The organism is Micromonospora sp. NPDC049282 (genome assembly GCF_043197045.1).
Taxonomy (GTDB): domain Bacteria; phylum Actinomycetota; class Actinomycetes; order Mycobacteriales; family Micromonosporaceae; genus Micromonospora.
Map to the genome: position 1 here is coordinate 455,865 of NZ_JBICSL010000002.1, position 16,568 is coordinate 472,432.

The window sequence follows — 16,568 nt, forward strand, 5'->3', positions numbered from 1 at the left end:
CGTGCCCGTTGGCGTTCTCCCGCCGTCCGAGGCCATCGGTGACAGCGAGGAGAGGTCATGACGGTCGTGCAGGAGAGCCCCCGGTCCGGCGCCGCCGGACCGGAGCAGCGCCGGCTGGCGATGCGGGTCCGCAAGCGGGACGGCGACACCGAGCCGGTCGACGTCAACCGGATCGTCCGGGCGGTCGAACGGTGGTTCGCCGACCTGGACGAGGTGGACCCGCTGCGGGTCGCCACCAGGACGATCAGCGGGCTCTACGACGGGGCCACCACATCGGAGCTGGACCGGTTGTCGATCCAGACGGCGGCGGAGCTGATCGGCGAGGAGCCGCAGTACTCGAAGCTGGCCGCCCGCCTGCTGGCCGCGTACGTGGACGAGGAGGTGCGCGGGCAGGAGGTGGCGAGCTTCAGCCGGTCGATCGCGTACGCGCACGGTCTCGGGCTGATCGGCGACCACACCGCCGCGTTCGTGGCCCGCCACGCCGGCGAGCTGGACGACGCCGTGGACCCGGCCGGTGACCTGCGGTTCGAGTACTTCGGACTGCGCACGGTGGCGGACCGCTACCTGCTGCGGCACCCGGAGTCGCGGCTGGTGGTGGAGACGCCCCAGTACTGGCTGCTGCGGGTGGCCTGCGGCCTCTCGCACACGCCGGCCGAGGCGGTCGACTTCTACCGGCTGATGTCCCACCTGGCCTACCTGCCCAGCTCCCCCACGCTGTTCAACTCGGGCACCCGGCACACCCAGATGTCGTCGTGCTTCCTGGTGGACTCCCCGCGCGACGAGCTGGACTCGATCTACGAGCGCTACCACCAGGTCGCGAAGCTGTCGAAGTTCTCCGGCGGCATCGGGATCTCCTGGTCGCGGGTACGCGGGCGGGGCGCGCTGATCCGGGGCACGAACGGGCGCTCGAACGGCATCGTGCCGTTCCTCAAGACGCTCGACGCGGGCGTCGCGGCGGTCAACCAGGGCGGCCGGCGCAAGGGCGCGGCCTGCGTCTACCTGGAGCCGTGGCACCCGGACGTGGAGGAGTTCCTGGAGCTGCGGGACAACACCGGCGAGGAGTCCCGGCGTACCCACAACCTCAACCTGGCCAACTGGATCCCGGACGAGTTCATGCGCCGGGTCGAGGCCGACGGCGACTGGTCGCTGATCGACCCGTCGGACGCGCCGGAGCTGCCCGACCTGTACGGCGAGGCGTTCGACGCCGCGTACCGGGCGGCGGAGAAGAAGGCGGTCCGCGTGGTCAGGGCCCGGGACCTGTACGGGCGGATGATGCGCACGCTCGCGCAGACCGGCAACGGCTGGATGACGTTCAAGGACGCCGCGAACCGGCTGTCCAACCAGACCGGCGAGCCGGGGAACGTCATCCACCTGTCCAACCTGTGCACCGAGATCCTGGAGGTCAACGACGACGCCGAGACGGCGGTGTGCAACCTCGGCTCGGTGAACCTCGGCGCGCACGTCACCGCCGAGGGGGTCGACTGGGAGAAGCTGCGGGCCACGGTGCGCACCGCGGTGGTCTTCCTCGACCGGGTGATCGACATCAACTACTACCCGGCCGCGCAGGCGGCGGCGTCGAACCCGCGCTGGCGGCCGGTCGGGCTGGGGCTGATGGGCCTGCAGGACGCGTTCTTCACGCTGCGCCTGCCGTTCGACTCGGCGGCGGCGCTGGAGCTGTCCACCCGGGTGCAGGAGGAGATCCTGCTGACCGCGCTGGAGACCTCGGCCGGGCTGGCCGAGCGGTTCGGCCCGCATCCGGCGTACGACCGGACCCGCGCCGCGAAGGGCGACCTGCACCCGGACCTGTGGGGCGCGGAGCCCGCGCAGACCGGTCGGTGGGCCGCGCTGCGGGCGCGGATCGCCGCGCACGGGTTGCGCAACTCGCTGCTGGTGGCGATCGCGCCGACCGCCACCATCGCCTCGATCGCCGGCTGCTACGAGTGCATCGAGCCGCAGGTGTCCAACCTGTTCAAGCGCGAAACCATGTCCGGCGAGTTCCTCCAGGTCAACACGTACCTGGTGCGGGAGCTGAAGGCCCGCGGCCTGTGGACGCCGCAGGTCCGGGACCGGATCCGGCGCGCGGAGGGCTCGGTGCGGGGCATCGGCGAGCTGCCCGCCGAGGTGCGGGAGCTGTTCCGCACCGCGTGGGAGCTGCCGCAGCGGGCGCTGATCGACCTGGCCGCCGCGCGGGCGCCCTTCGTCGACCAGTCGCAGTCGCTGAACCTGTTCCTGAGCGCGCCGACCATCGGCAAGCTCTCCTCGATGTACCGGTACGCCTGGAAGTCCGGCCTGAAGACCACCTACTACCTGCGTTCCCGACCCGCCACCCGGATCCAGCAGGCCACTGTCGCCCCGGTGCTCACCCCGGTCGTCGACGCGGCGACGGCCTGCTCCCTGGAGAACCCCGAGAGCTGCGAGGCCTGCCAGTGACCACGAGCGCCGAGAACCGACAGATGCTGCTCGACCCGGGCATGAACCTCACCCTGCGTCCGATGCGGTACCCGCACTTCTTCGACCGCTACCGCGACGCCATCCGCAACACCTGGACCGTCGAGGAGGTGGACCTGCACGCCGACCTGGCCGACCTGGACCGGCTCTCCCCGGCCGAACGGCACCTGGTGTCCCGCCTGGTGGCGTTCTTCGCCACCGGCGACACCATCGTCGCCAACAACCTGGTGCTCAACCTCTATCAGCACGTCAACTCCCCGGAGGGGCGGCTCTACCTGTCCCGGCAGCTGTTCGAGGAGGCGGTGCACGTCCAGTTCTACCTGAACCTGCTGGACACCTACGTGCCCGACGAGACCGAGCGGTTCGCCGCGTTCGCGGCGGTGGAGAACATCCCGTCGATCGCCCGCAAGGCCGAGTTCTGCTTCCGGTGGATCGACTCCATCTTCGAGCTGCGGGAGCTGCGCACCCGCGACGACCGGCGGGCGTTCCTGCTCAACCTGATCTGCTTCGCCGCGTGCATCGAGGGGCTGTTCTTCTACGGCGCGTTCGCCTACGTCTACTTCCTGCGCTCCCGAGGGCTGCTCAACGGGCTGGCGTCCGGCACCAACTGGGTGTTCCGCGACGAGTCGATGCACATGGCGTTCGCCTTCGACGTGGTGGACACCGTGCGCGCCGAGGAGCCGGAGCTGTTCGACGCCGAGATGGAGCGGCAGGTCCGGGAGATGCTCGCCGACGCGGTGGAGTGCGAGGCGCAGTTCGCCGAGGACCTGCTGGAGCAGGGCGTCTCCGGCATGTCGCCGGCGGACATGCGGCTCTACCTGCAACACGTGGCCGACCGGCGGCTGGCCGCGCTGGGCATGGCGCCGATGTTCGGCAGCGGCAACCCGTTCGCGTTCATGGAGTTGCAGGACGTGCAGGAGCTGTCCAACTTCTTCGAGCGGCGGGTCTCCGCCTACCAGGTCGGCGTGACCGGCCGCGTCACCTTCGACGACGACTTCTGACCGCCGTCGGCGCCCCGGCCGCCGCGAGCGCGGCCGGGGCGTGGGGTCAGGTCGCCCGGCTCTCGCCGGGCAGCGCCCGCGCCTGGACCCGCCCGATCAGCGCCACGACGGCCAGCGCCAGCACCGCCACCACCACGAACGCGGCACGCAGGTTCAGCGCGCCGGCCAGCAGGCCGATCACCGGCGCGGCGAGCAGCGCGCCGGGCCACTGCCCCATCGCCACCACGGAGACGCCCTCGCCGGAGGTCAGGCCGGGCTGCTCGCCGGCGAAGCCGAGCACCGTCGGGGTCACGCAGGCCAGCCCGAAGCCGAGCAGCGCGAACCCGGCCATCACCGCGGCCGGACGGGGGTACGCCACCGGCAGCGCCACGCCGACGGTGGCGACCAGCGCGGACGCCCGGACGAAGCGGATCCGGCCGATCCGGCCGGCCAGCCGGTCACCGAACAGCCGGGCCACGGTGGCGGCCAGCGAGAGACAGGTGTACGTGGCGGCGGCGAGCACCGCCGCGGCGCCGGCCACCTCGGTGGCGTAGAGCGCGCTCCACTGCGCGCCGGCCATCTCGATGAACGAGGCGAGGAACGCGATCACCGCGAGCAGCAGCAGTTGCGGGGTGAACCGCTCGCGCAGCCCTCGCCGGGCCTCGCCGTCCTTCGTCTCCTGTCGGGGCGTGTCCGGCAGCCACCGGTGGGTGCCGATCAGCAGCGCGCCCAGCAGCACGCTGGTCACCGCCATCTGCGCGGACGGGGAGAGCCCGGCCGCGGCGGCGCCGGTGCCGCAGAGGCCGCCGGCCAGCATGCCGATGCTGAAGCCGGCGTGGAAGGTGGACAGGATCGGCCGCCCGTAGCGCTTCTGCACCTCCACCGACTGGGCGTTCATCGGGGTGGCCAGCAGGTTGGCCGCGAAGCCCCAGACCGCGAGCCCGGCGACGAGCGCCACCACGGTGCTGGAGGCGGCCAGCAGCGGCGCGTTGACCAGGATCAGCGCGGCCCCGGCCAGCGCCAGCCGGCGGGTGTTGATCCGGCTGATCAGCACCGCCACCACGACCAGGGAGACCAGCTCCCCCGCGTTGGTGGCGATGTTGGCCAGGCCCCAGCCGGTGTTGCCGACGCCGACCGCGTCGCGGACCTCGGGCACGCGGGCGGACCAGCCGCCGATGGCCAGGCCCATGATGACGAAGAGCAGCACCACCGACCAGCGGGCCCGTACGGCCGACGGGGGCGCCGGCGGCGTGGGCGACTCCGCCGTGTCCTGGTGCGTCGAGGTGTCCGTCATGGTCGTCGTACCTCTCTCGGATCGGTCCCGGTCAGTGTCCTACCCCGTGGCGTGGTCGAGGAAGCACGCACCGTCAGGCAGGCGCAGCCGCGCCGGGGTCAGGCCGGGGTCGGTGACCAGCGCCGAGACCACCGCCACGTAGTCGTCGATCAGGCCCCGGACCAGGTCGTCGCCGAAGACGCCGCGGTTGCGGATGACCACGCCGCCGGCCCGGTCGTCGTCGACCACCACGATCGGCGAGCCCCGCTTCACCCAGACCGGCAGGCAGTCCGGTGGCACGTCGGCGGCGATCACCGGCGGCGGGGTGCCGGGCGCCGGCCGGGCGGTCACGTCGACCGGCTCGACCCGCAGTCCCGGGCCGGACAGCACCGGCGAGGCGGACGCGGCGGACTGGAACCAGGCGTCGAACAGGTGGTTGTCCGGCCACGGGCGCACCCGCGGGAAGTCCGGCCGGACCGCGCGGGCCACCCGGTGGAACGGGGCGGCGTGATCGATCGCCTCGGCCAGCGAGGCGTGCGCGGCGGTCACCACCGCGCGCATCGGCGCGTGCGGGTCGACGGTCGCCGGCAGGTACACGTTGTTGGTGAACTGCCCGATGAGCTGCCGCGACAGCGGACTCTCCCGGCCCAGCGTGGTGGTGCCCAGCACCACCCGCCGCCGTCCGGCCCGGAGGGACAGCAGCACCAGGTAGGCGGCGAGCAGCAGGACGTACGGGCTGGTCCGCTCCGCCCGGGCGGCCGGGCGCAGCCACGCGGTGATCTCCGGCGGGAACGCGAACCGGGTCGCCACCTCCGCGCTGAGCGCGACGTCCGGAGCGGGCGCGGGCGCCGGGAAGAGCTGGTACGGCTCGACCGGCCGCAGCCGCTCGCCCCACCAGCCGGCCCGGGTGGCGGCGTCGATCCCGCCCCCGGCCAGTTCCGCCTCCTGGAGCGCGGCGACCCCGGCGAAGTCCACGCCGAGCGGCGGCTGCGGGTCGACCGCGCCGAGCCGGGCCGCGTAGGCGTGACACAGGTCCTCCACGAACACCCGGCAGGACCAGCCGTCGGAGACCATGTGGAAGAAGCAGAGCGCGAGCACGTGCTCGGTCGCGGAGAGCCGGATCAGCGCGGCCCGCCACAGCGGCGCCCGCCCCGGGTCGAACGCCACGTTGCGGTGCTCGTACGCGACCTGTTCCACGCGGGCCCGCTGCTCCTGCGGCGGGAGGCCGGTCAGGTCGACGTACTCCAGCGGCGACTCGACGTGCGGCAGGATGGTGACGGCCGGGTCGGCGCCGATCCGGTCGAACCGCATCCGCAGCGCGTCGTGCCGGTCCACCACGTCCTGCATGGCCTGCCGCAGGACGTCGACCCGCAGCGTGCCCCGTAACCGGCGGAACTCCACCACCACGAGTCGGGCGTCGCCGGGGTGGGCCGGGTCGAGCGCGGTCATGAACTCCCACATCATCTGCTGGCTGGGCGCCAGCGGCAGCGTCGTCGGCACGGTCGCCTCCTCAGGCCGCGACCGGCTGCGCCGGCGACGGCGTGACCGGTTGGTAGTCGGCCTCGTCCGGTGCCCGGAAGCCGGTGAAGAGCAGGTCGGGCCGGCCCAGCCGGAGCGCGGTGACGAACGCGGCGCCGTCGAAGAGCGTCTCGACCGCCGCGCAGGCCACCGACTCGGCCACCGCCCGTGGTCCGCGGTCGCCGCCGAGCCGGCCGGGTGTCTTCGCGGCGATCACCGCCGCCGCGACGGCCGGCACCGCGAGCAGGCTGCGCCCGCCGCTGCGCCGCGCGGTGAGCAGCCCGGCCAGCGCGGTGACGGCGAGCGTGCTGGCGGTGTTCAGCACGAACCGGCGCCGGTGCGGGTGGGCCAGGCAGAGCCACTGCTCGGAGCGGCCGTACGTGGTGAACCGGTAGGCCACCGCGCGGAACGTGTCGGCCACGCCGGTGTCGTGGGTGACCACCCCGTCCGGCTCGGCGAGCAGCACGTATCCGGCGTCGGTCAGGAGCAGTCCGAGGTGCAGGTCCTCCCCGCCGATCGGCATCGGCGAGTCCTCCGGGAACCCGCCGACCGCGTCGAAGGCGGCGCGCCTGAGCGCGGTGTTCGCCCCGGCGCCCCAGGAGACGCGGGCGAAGTGCAGCGGCCGGGTCAGGTCGCCGAGCAGCAGGTAGGAGCGGCTCATCACGCGGAAGAAGGCGCTGCGGCCGGGCTCCACGAGCACCGGGCCGGTGACGCCGGCGACCTCCTCGCCGCTGGCGCGCAGCCGGGCCGCGTACCGGGTGATCAGGTCGGCCGGCACCCGGCAGTCGGAGTCGGTGAAGAGCAGCAGGTCGTGGCGGGCGTGCCGGACGCCCAGGTTCCGCTTGGCGCCGACGTGGCGGGGCCCGCGCACGTAGCGGGCGCCGTACTCGGCGCAGGCGGCGCGGTGCGCGGCGGCCGCGGCGGGGGCCGAGTCGTCGACCACCACCACCTCCACCGGCTCGGGACAGTTCGGGGCGGCGTCGCGCAGGCTGCGGAGCTGGCGGCGCATCTCCGGCACCCGGTCCTTGACCGGGATGACGACGGAGACGCCGCGCGTGACGGCGCGGGGTTCGGTCGGTTCGCCCACGGGCGATGCGGATCGGCTCATGTATGGAGCAAAGGCCATCGCGATACAACGCCGATACACGGCGGCGGTCGGCCCAGGTATCCGGCATGTACCGCCGATGTATCGACGGGCATCAAGGTCGTAGACATGACGACCTCCACTCCGCTCGACCGGCGGCTCGCCGTCGACGGCGGCCGGCCGGTCCGTCCGCCGGACCGCCCGTGGCCGCGCTGGCCGATCCCCGCACCGGACGCCGCCCGCAACCTCTCCGCCGTGCTGCACGGCGGGCGGTGGGCGATCAGCAGCCCCGCCGTCGGCGACGGCGAGCTGTTCGAACGCCGCTTCGCCGCCGACTTCGCCCGCTACGTCGGCACCCGCCACTGCGTACCCGTCGACCACGGGTCCAGCGCCCTGGTGGTGGCGCTCGAGTCGCTCGGCCTCGGCTACGGCGAGACCGTGCTGGTGCCGGCGCTCACCTGGACCGCCTCCGCCACCGCCGCGCTGCGCGCCGGCCTGGTGCCGGTGCTCGTCGACGTGGACCGCGACACCGGCTGCATCGGACCGGACGACCTCGACCTGTCGGTCGACCCGCGGGCCGTGGTGGCCGTGCACTGGGCCTCGAACATGGCCGACGTGCCGGCGCTCGACGCGGTCACCCGGCCGCGCGGCATCTCCATCGTGGAGGACAGCGCGCAGGCCCACGGCGCCACCTGGCAGGGCCGCCAGGCCGGCTCGTTCGGCCGGCTCGGCTGCTTCAGCTTCCAGCACGGCAAGGTCCTCACCTGCGGGGAGGGCGGGGCCGTGGTCACCGACGACGACCGCCTCGCGCCGGTGCTGCAGGAGCTGCGGGCCGACTCCCGCCGCTACCGGGACGACCGGACGCCCCCGGGCGAGCTGGACCTTCAGGAGAGCGCCGGTGTGCAGGGCGCGAACTTCTGCCTGGGCGAGTTCTCCGCCGCGGTGGCGTGCGCGCAACTGACCACCCTGGACGCGCAGCACGAGGTGCGCAACCACAACTACCGGCTGCTCACCGAGCTGCTGGCCGACGTCGACGGCGTCCGGCTGCTGCAACCGGCGCCGGCGCAGACCCGCATCTCGATCTACGAGGGCACGATCGTCCTCGACGAGCTGCCCACCGGCATGGACAACGCCGGCGTGGCCGCGGCGCTCACCGCCGAGCTGGGCAAGCGGTTCTACTGCACCGACGAGCCGCTGCACCGCAGCCGGCTGCTGCAGCCCTGGACCAAGCCGCTGCTCGCGCCGCTGGCCGAGCGCTTCGCCGCGATCCACGCCGACCGGGCCTACCCGAAGACCGAATGGCTCGCCGCCCACACCGTCCAGACGCACCACAGCACCTTCCTCGGCTCCGAGCAGGACATGCACGACGTCGCTGCCGCCGTCGCCAAGGTGCTCACCCGCTGATCGGCGCCACCGCCGGCGCACTTACCAGAAGGGACCATCCCGTGACCGTCACCCAGCGTGAGACCTCGCACCACCAGACCCCCGAGGCCGACGGACCCGTCGGCATCTGGCTCAACGGCGCCCGCGGCTCGGTCGCCACCACCGCGATCACCGGCCTGCTGGCGCTGCGCGCCGGCATGACCGACTCGACCGGCTGCGTCACCGACACCGGCATGCTGCGCGACGCGCCGCTGGCCGACTGGGCCGACATGGTCGTCGGCGGGCACGACATCGTCGACACGCCGCTGGAGAAGAAGGCCGAGTCGCTCGTCGACTCCGGGGTCATCCCGGCGCCGGTGCTCGCCGCCGTGCGGGGCAGCCTGCCCGCGATCGAGCAGGACCTGCGCACCGGGTACGACGCGCGGACCGAGACCTGCCCGCTGGCCGAGGTGATCGACCGGCTCGCCTGTGACATCGAGGAGTTCCGCAGCCGCCACGGGCTGTCCCGGGTCGTCGTGATCAACGTGTCGTCGACCGAGCCGCCGGTCGAGCACCGTCCGGAGCACGACGACCTGGACGCGCTCACCCGCTGCCTGGCCGACCCGGACGACCGGGTGCTGCCGGCCAGCTCGGTGGTCGCGTACGCGGCGTTCCGCGCCGGGTGCGGCTTCGTCGACTTCACCCCGTCGACCGGCGCCCGGCTGCCCGCGCTGGAGATGATGGCGCAGCGCGAGCGGGTGCCGTTCGCCGGCTCGGACGGCAAGACCGGCGAGACGCTGCTGCGGACCGCGCTGGCGCCGATGTTCACCTGCCGCGCCCTGCACGTGCTCTCCTGGGCCGGGGTCAACCTGCTCGGCGGCGGCGACGGCGCCACGCTGGAGGACCCGCGCAACGCCCGGAGCAAGCTGAGCTCCAAGTCCGGGGTGCTGCCGGCGCTGCTCGGTGAGGACGTCACCGCCCCGCTGCACATCGACAACGTGCCGGACCTCGGCGACCACAAGACCGCCTGGGACCACATCTCGTTCGAGGGGTTCCTCGGCGTCCGGATGTCCATGCAGCTGACCTGGAGCGGTGTCGACTCCACGCTGGCCGCCCCGCTCGTGCTCGACCTGGCCCGGCTGACCGCCGCGGCGCACCGGGCCGGGCACGTGGGCCCGATCGAGGAGCTGGGGTTCTTCTTCAAGGACCCGATCGGCTCCGACGAGCACGCCCTGGCCGAGCAGGCGCAGGCGCTCTCCAGCTGGGCCAGCGGGCTGGACGCGCCCTCCGGCAGCTGACCTTCGTCCCGGCCGCCGGCGCGGACGTCCCGCGCCGGCGGCCCCGCCCCCGTGTATCCGCTTCGAGGAGCCCCCCATGTCACACGTCCCGAACGCACCCGACCCGCCGACCACGGACCCGGTGTGGACGCCGATCCTGACCGGTCTGCGCGCGACCGCGCTGGACTGCCTCCAGACCAGCTTCGCCCTGCTGTCCGACCACGCCAACGGATCCGGCAGCCACCTCGCCCTCGGCGCCCGGTACGGGTTCCGCACCCGGGAGCGGGACGGCCTGGTCACCGTCGAGGCCACCTCGGACGACCGGGCCGCCGAGGCGGTCGACCTGCTGGGCCTGCGGGTCGAAGGCCGGTGGATGCAGCTCGACGGCCCGCAGGTCCGCCGGCTGTGCGGCCCGGGCCAGCCGCTCTACGTCACCGCCGACGCCTACGACCTGCCCTGGTGCCCCTACCACGGGCACGAGCACATGCGGCACAGCTTCCTGGTCACCGACGCCGCCGACGACGTGACCGTGGTCGACGGCTACCACAACGACACCGCCTGGGGCGCCGCGCGGCCGGGCGTGTGGCGGCTGCCCACCGCCGACTTCGACACGGCGCTGGCCGGTGGCGCGCACGCGCTGGCCGTGGCGGCGCACCCGGCGCCGGCGATCGACGTGCCGGCCATGCTCGCCGGCAACGCCGCCCGGGCCCGCCGGGCCCGCCCGCAGATCGCCGACTACCTGGCCCGCACCGGCGCCGCGCTGGGCACGGAGGCGGGCCTGCACCGCTTCGTGCTCGACGTCTGGCTGCTCGGCCGCGCCCGCGACCTGCACGAGCAGTGGCTCGCCGCGGCCCGGCCGGACGCCGCGGCCACGCTTGCCGAACAGGGCCCGCGCTGGCAGCAGCTCTCCGCGCGCAGCTACGTGGCGCTGCGCCGCGCCCAGGCGGGTCGGCCCGCCGCGCCGGAGCTGGCGGACGCGCTCGGCGCGCTGATCGCCGAGCACCTGGACGCGCTGGAGTCGATCGCCGCAGCGCCCGCGCCGGAGGTCGCCGCCGCCGCGCCGGCCGGCGGGGACGGCGTACGCGCGGCCGTGCTCGGCGCGCTCGGCGACACCCTGCACCTGGACGGATCCGCGCTGCGCACCAGCGACGTGCTGCGGGAGCTGCCCGGCTTCGACTCGTTCCGGCTGGTCGACATCATCGACCGGGTCGAGCGACGGCTCGGCGTCGAGGTCCCGGCGACCGCGCTCTCCGCCGCCGACCTGCGCGACGTCGGCTCGCTGTGCGCCATGTTCGGCGCCGCCGCCGGGGGTGCCCGATGAGTACCGAACTGCTGCCCGACCTGCTGGACGCCACCGCCGCCGCGCGCCCCGACGCGCCCGCCGTCGACGACGGGACCACCTGTCACACGTACCGCGAGGTCCGGGACGCCAGTGTGCGCCTGGCCGGCCGGCTGCGTGCCGACGGTGTCCGGCGCGGCGACCGGGTGCTTGTCGCGCTGCCCACCGACGCGGCCCTGCCGGCGCTGCTGTACGCGGTCGCCCGCGCCGGCGCGGTCTTCGTCGTGGTCCGGACGCCGGCCCCGGACGTGGCCCTGGCGCACGTGCTGGACGACGCGGAACCGGCCCTGGTCCTCACCGACGACGCCGCGCTCGGCGACCTGGCCCGCGCCCGGCACGTGCCGGTACGCGGCGCCGCCGACCTGGCCCGCGCGGCGGCGACCGGCGGCGACGGCGACGCGCCGGCCGGGAGCGGCCCGCTCGCGGTCGACCCGGTCTGCCTGATCTACACCTCCGGCAGCACCGGCATGCCGAAGGCGGTGGTCTCCACCCATGCCCAGGTCACCTTCGCGGTCCGGGCGATCCAGTCGGAGCTGCGCTACCGGCCCGACGACGTGGTGCACGACGTGCTGCCCAGCTCGTTCGACTACGGCCTCTACCAGATCTTCCTGAGCACCGTGGCGGGCGCCCGGCTGCACCTGGGCGACCCCGCCGAGACCGGCGGCCGGCTGCTGGTGAGCCTGGTCGAGTCCGGCGCGACCGTGCTGCCCTGCGTGCCGTCGCTGGCCATCAACCTGTTGCGGCTGCTCGGCCGGCCCACCGCGCCGCGCCCGCCGCTGCGCCTGCTCACCAACACCGGTGCGGCCATGCCGCCGGAGGTGCTGGCCGGCCTGCGCCGGCTGCTGCCCGACCTGACCGTCCAGTTGATGTTCGGCCTCACCGAGTGCAAGCGCGCGGCGATCATGCCGCCGGACGAGGACCTGCGCCGGCCGGGCGCCTGCGGCCGGGCGCTGCCCGGCACCGAGATCTTCACCGTGGACGCCGACGGCCGGCGTCAGCCGGCCGGGGTCACCGGCGAGCTGGTGGTCCGCGGGCCGCACGTGATGGCCGGCTACTGGCGGCGCCCCGAGCTGACCGACAAGCGCTTCCGGCGCGCGCACGGGCTCTTCCCGCAGCTGCACACCGGTGACCACGGCCTGGTCGACGCCGACGGCTACGTCCACTTCGGCGGCCGGCGCGACGACGTCTACAAGGAGAAGGGCACCCGGGTCAGCGCCACCGAGGTGGAGGCCGCCGCGTACCGGGTCGACGGCGTGGACGCGGCGGGCGTGCTGCCGCCGGTCGACGGCCACGACGGCGCGACGCTGTTCGTGGTGGCCGCGCTGACGCCCGGCGACGTCCTGCGCCGGCTGCGCGGCCAGTTGGAGGAGATGAAGGTGCCGGCGCGCTGCGTCGTGCTGCCGGACCTCCCGCTGACCGGCAACGGCAAGGTGGATCGGCGGGCGCTGGCCCGGCTGGCGGGTGAGCGTCGTGGCTGACCTGCCCTTCGACACCCCGGCCTACCGCTACGACCTGGCCGAGGTACGCGCCAACCACGCCACGCTGCGCGCGGCGCTGCCCACCCCGCACCGGCTCTACTACTCGCTGAAGGCCAACCCGCACCCCGCCGTGGTGGCCGCGCTGCACCAGGCCGGCTGCGACGCCGAGATCTGCTCCCCCGGGGAGCTGGCCGCGGCGCTGCGGGCCGGTGTGCCCGGCGACCGGATGCTCTACACCGGGCCCGGCAAGCGCGACGCCGAGGTGGCCGGCGCGATCCGCGCCGGGGTCCGCTGGTTCTCCGTCGACTCGCCGGTCGGGCTGGACCAGGCCGACCGGATCGCCGCCGCCCACGGCGTCGATCTGCGGTGCCTGCTGCGGGTCAACGACCGGATGCCGAACCCCGGCCAGGGGCTGACCATGACCGGTGTCGCGTCGCAGTTCGGCGCGGACGTCGACTGGATCGAGCGTGAGCCGGAGCGGTTCGCGTCCCGACCGTCGGCCCCGGTGCGCGGGTTCCACCTCTACACCGGCAGCAACGTCGACTCGGTGGACGCGCTCGTCGCGCAGTTCACCACCGCCGCGACCACCGCCCGCCGGCTGCGCGACCTGCTCGGCGTCGAACTGGACGTGCTCGACCTGGGCGGCGGCTTCGGCGCGCCGTTCGCCCGGCCCGGCGGCAACGCCGACCTGTCCGGGCTCGCCGACCGCGTCGGCACGGCGCTGGACGGGCTCTTCCCCGACTGGCGCGACGGCGCGCCGACCGTGGCGTTCGAGTCGGGGCGGTTCCTCACCGCCACCGCCGGCACCCTGCTGACCCGGGTGCTGGACGTCAAGCGGTCGCAGGGCACGCCGGTGGTGGTGCTGGAGTCCGGCATCAACCACCTGGGCGGGATGTCCGGCCTGCGCCGGCTGCCGCCGCTCGTGCCCGCCCTGCACCCGGCCGACGGTCGCGACGGCGAGCCGCTGAGCGCCGCCATCGTGGCCGGACCGCTCTGCACGCCGCTGGACACCTGGGCCCGCGCCGCGAACCTGCCCGACGTACGCCCCGGGGACGTGCTGGCCGTGCCGAACGTCGGCGCGTACGGGCTCTCCGCGAGCCTGCTGGCCTTCCTCGGCCACCCGGCCCCGGTCGAGGTGATCTGCGACGGCGACCGGGTCGTCGAGACGTCCCGGCTGACCCTGACCCGGCTCCCGGCCGACCTGCCGGACGCCGACGAAGAACCACGAGATGAGAGGTGACGTCATGAACGCCGAATTCACCGAGCTGCTCCGGCCGTTCCTCAAGTTCGTCGGCGCCGACGAGATCACCGAGGAGTCGCGCCTGCGCGACCTCGGCCTGGACTCGATGCGCGAGATCGAGCTGCTCTTCGCCATCGAGGAGACGTTCGGAGTGGCCGTGCCCGACGACAAGCTGGTGGACTCCACGTTCGCCACCGCCGGCGGGCTGTGGGGCGTGGTCGAGGACCTGCGCACCCCGGTCGGCGGTGGTCCCCGATGACCGCCGGCGCCGGGTACGCCCCGGCCGTCGAGACCGTGGCCGAGGTGGCGGCGACGCACGCCCGCCAGGCCGACGAGACCGCCACCTTCCCCACCGAGGCGCTTGCCGCGATGCGGCGCACCGGGCTGCTGGGGCTGCTCGTCCCGGCCGCCGAGGGCGGCGCCGACGGCACGCTTACCGATCTGGTCGACGTCACGCTGGCGCTGGGCCGGGTGGACATGTCGGTGGCGATGGTCTTCGCCATGCACTGCCAGCAGGTCGCCGCGATCACCTCGCACGGCGGGGAGAAGCTGCGGGCCGAGGTGCTGCCGGCGGTGGCCCGGGGTGAGCGGTATCTCGGCTCGGTCACCACCGAGGCCGGCAAGGGCGGGCACCTGCTGACCGCCGAGTCGGCGCTGACGCACGACGGCGAGATGCTCGGCATCGACCGGGCCGCGCCGATCGTCACCGGCGGCCCGTACGCGGACGCGTTCCTCATCACCACCCGGGCCCCGGACGCCGGGTCGGCGACGCAGGTGGACCTGGTCTACGCCGACCGGGACCAGTTGGAGGTCGAGGTGACCGGCGGGTGGCGTCCGCTCGGCATGCGGGCCACCCACAGCGTGCCGATGCGGCTGCGCGGCGCGGTGCCGCAGTGGCAGGTCGTCGGCGAGCACGGCGCGTTCCGGGAGATCGCCACCACGGTCTTCGCGCCGCTGGCGCACATCGGCTGGGCGGCCGCCTGGCTCGGCGCGGCGGCCGGGGCGTACGGGCGGGTGCTGCGGCACGCGCGCAGCGAGGCGGGACGGCGACAGTTCGCCCCGTCGTCGGAGCTGGTGCTGTTGCGGCTGGCCGGGATCCGTACCCGGCTGGACGCGGCGCACGCGCTGCTGCGACACACCGTCTCGGTGGTCGACGACGCGCCGGACATGTCCGCGACGCCGGTGCAGTTGCTGCTCAACACGCTGAAGATTCGGGCGGCGGAGGAGTCGTTCGCCGCCGCGCACGAGCTGGTCGAGCTGGCCGGCCTGCGCCACGGCTACCTGACCGACTCGCCGCTGGCGCTGGAGCGCACCTTCCGGGACCTGCGCTCGGCGTCGCTGAACTACGCCAACGACCGGCTGCGACTGGCGAACGGGGCGCTGTCGCTGCGCGACCCGGGGGTGCGTCTTGCCTGAGTCGACGCCGCCGCCGACGCCCACGCCGGCGGCGCCGGAGGACGGCACCGCGCCGGGCGGGGACCGCGCCGAGGTGCGTGCGGCCCTGTCCGGTGTGGACCCCACCGACCCGCGTGCCGTGTGGCGCGCGCTGGGCGCCGGCGGCGTCACCGCGGCCCTCTACCCGAACGGCGACCAGCCGGACCCGGGCCGGCTGTCGGCGCTGCTCACCGAACTGGACGCCCGCTGCCCGCTGGGCGTGACGCTGTCGGTCTGCGTGCAGGTCGCCACCGTGCTGCCGCTGCTGGCCGGCGCGGGCGGGCCGGCGGAACGCGCGCGTCACGGCATGCTGCGCGGCGAGACGGTGGTGGCGCTGGCCGTCACCGACGCGGCCGGGTCCGGCTCGGACCTGCTCGACGCCACCACCCGGGTGAAGCTGGGCGAGGGCACGGCCACCCTGGACGGCGCGAAGACCTGGATCACCAACGCGACGACCTGCGACGCGGCGTTGGTGCTGGCCCGGCACCGCGAGGCCCGGCACTTCACCAGCTTCTGCTGGCTGCTCGCGCCGGCGACCGCGCCGGGCGTGACGGCCGCCTCCGCCGGCCGGGCCTTCACCGGCTCCGGCGTGGGGCACCTGCGCTTCGACGGCGTCGCGCTCGACCCGGACGCCGTGGTGGGCCGCCCCGGCCGGGCGCTGGCCGGGTTCGCCCGGCAGGCCGGCGTCGAGCGGCTGGCCGGCGCGTTGTGGGCGCGGGCGATGTGCCACCGGCTGCTGGCCGGCCTGCGCGACTGGCTGCGGCGGCGACCGGCCGCCGAGGGCACGCTGTGGGACCGTCCGGCGATCCGGGAACGGTACGCCCGCTGCCTGGTGGCCGTACGCCAGCTCGACGCGCTGTGCGCGCCGCTGCTGGCCTCGACGGACCCGGTTCCGTCCACGGTCGCCGGCATGGTGCTCAAGGTCGCCGCCGCCGAGACGGTGGACCGGGTCGCCGCCGAGGCGGTACGCCTGCGCGGCGCGGACGCGTTCCGCGACGGCGGTGAGGCGCACCTGCGCAGCGAGGCCGCCATGTTCGGCATCGCCGGCGGCGCCACCGGCGCGATGCTGGCCGGCATCGCCGACCACGCCGACGAACTGGTCGGCGACGGGATCTGACCGCACGAACAGCAGGGA

At 74.6% G+C, this 16,568-nt stretch carries 13 protein-coding genes; 10 read left to right on the plus strand and 3 right to left on the minus strand.

Translation table 11 applies throughout. The features are described from left to right. Positions 1 to 57 precede the first annotated feature (57 nt). Together ACGFI2_RS05935 and ACGFI2_RS05940 are read left to right on the plus strand one after the other, a co-directional pair. The gene (locus tag ACGFI2_RS05935) at positions 58 to 2,430 is read left to right on the plus strand and encodes a ribonucleoside-diphosphate reductase subunit alpha (protein ID WP_393511298.1); all 2,373 of its coding nucleotides are present in this window, start codon (positions 58 to 60) and stop codon (positions 2,428 to 2,430) included. A 23-nt stretch (positions 2,431 to 2,453) separates the two neighbouring features. Beyond that, complete coding sequence (locus ACGFI2_RS05940) at positions 2,454 to 3,449, plus strand: ribonucleotide-diphosphate reductase subunit beta (RefSeq protein WP_393511642.1); 996 nt, start codon at positions 2,454 to 2,456, stop codon at positions 3,447 to 3,449. Positions 3,450 to 3,495: 46 nt separating this feature from the next. On the opposite strand, the gene ACGFI2_RS05945 is transcribed toward ACGFI2_RS05940, so the two are convergent. The 3 genes from ACGFI2_RS05945 to ACGFI2_RS05955 are packed head-to-tail and all read right to left on the minus strand — an operon-like array spanning position 3,496 to position 7,327. Next, positions 3,496 to 4,722: an MFS transporter gene (locus tag ACGFI2_RS05945; RefSeq protein WP_393511301.1), complete on the minus strand. Its 1,227-nt coding sequence runs from the start codon at positions 4,720 to 4,722 to the stop codon at positions 3,496 to 3,498. 39 nt (positions 4,723 to 4,761) lie between these two features. Further along, a complete protein-coding gene (locus ACGFI2_RS05950) occupies positions 4,762 to 6,201 on the minus strand; it encodes a condensation domain-containing protein (RefSeq protein ID WP_393511304.1) in 1,440 nt (479 codons plus the stop codon). 10 nt (positions 6,202 to 6,211) lie between these two features. Beyond that, on the minus strand, positions 6,212 to 7,327 hold the full coding sequence (locus ACGFI2_RS05955) for a glycosyltransferase (protein ID WP_393511307.1): 1,116 nt from the start codon (positions 7,325 to 7,327) through the stop codon (positions 6,212 to 6,214). A 105-nt stretch (positions 7,328 to 7,432) separates the two neighbouring features. Between ACGFI2_RS05955 and ACGFI2_RS05960 the strand changes: the two genes are divergently transcribed. The 8 genes from ACGFI2_RS05960 to ACGFI2_RS05995 all read left to right on the plus strand — a co-directional run bounded on the left by ACGFI2_RS05960 (position 7,433) and on the right by ACGFI2_RS05995 (position 16,550). Then, positions 7,433 to 8,707, plus strand: a complete 1,275-nt coding sequence (locus ACGFI2_RS05960) for a DegT/DnrJ/EryC1/StrS family aminotransferase (RefSeq protein WP_393511310.1) — start codon at positions 7,433 to 7,435, stop codon at positions 8,705 to 8,707. Between the two features lie 41 nt (positions 8,708 to 8,748). After that, positions 8,749 to 9,963 (plus strand): inositol-3-phosphate synthase, encoded by a 1,215-nt coding sequence (locus tag ACGFI2_RS05965; protein ID WP_393511313.1) that lies wholly within the window; start codon positions 8,749 to 8,751, stop codon positions 9,961 to 9,963. A 76-nt stretch (positions 9,964 to 10,039) separates the two neighbouring features. Further along, positions 10,040 to 11,263, plus strand: a complete 1,224-nt coding sequence (locus tag ACGFI2_RS05970) for an acyl carrier protein (RefSeq protein ID WP_393511316.1) — start codon at positions 10,040 to 10,042, stop codon at positions 11,261 to 11,263. Further along, positions 11,260 to 12,759 (plus strand): class I adenylate-forming enzyme family protein, encoded by a 1,500-nt coding sequence (locus ACGFI2_RS05975; RefSeq protein ID WP_393511319.1) that lies wholly within the window; start codon positions 11,260 to 11,262, stop codon positions 12,757 to 12,759. Before ACGFI2_RS05970 ends, ACGFI2_RS05975 begins: the two co-directional genes overlap by 4 nt. Then, positions 12,752 to 13,999, plus strand: coding sequence for an alanine racemase (locus ACGFI2_RS05980; protein WP_393511321.1), 1,248 nt, complete (start codon positions 12,752 to 12,754; stop codon positions 13,997 to 13,999). The genes ACGFI2_RS05975 and ACGFI2_RS05980 overlap by 8 nt, the downstream gene beginning before the upstream one ends. Before the next feature lie 4 nt (positions 14,000 to 14,003). Further along, complete coding sequence (locus ACGFI2_RS05985) at positions 14,004 to 14,258, plus strand: phosphopantetheine-binding protein (protein WP_393511324.1); 255 nt, start codon at positions 14,004 to 14,006, stop codon at positions 14,256 to 14,258. Beyond that, positions 14,255 to 15,415, plus strand: coding sequence for an acyl-CoA dehydrogenase family protein (locus ACGFI2_RS05990; RefSeq protein WP_393511327.1), 1,161 nt, complete (start codon positions 14,255 to 14,257; stop codon positions 15,413 to 15,415). The genes ACGFI2_RS05985 and ACGFI2_RS05990 overlap by 4 nt, the downstream gene beginning before the upstream one ends. Further along, on the plus strand, positions 15,408 to 16,550 hold the full coding sequence (locus ACGFI2_RS05995) for an acyl-CoA dehydrogenase family protein (protein WP_393511330.1): 1,143 nt from the start codon (positions 15,408 to 15,410) through the stop codon (positions 16,548 to 16,550). The genes ACGFI2_RS05990 and ACGFI2_RS05995 overlap by 8 nt, the downstream gene beginning before the upstream one ends. Positions 16,551 to 16,568: the final 18 nt, after the last annotated feature.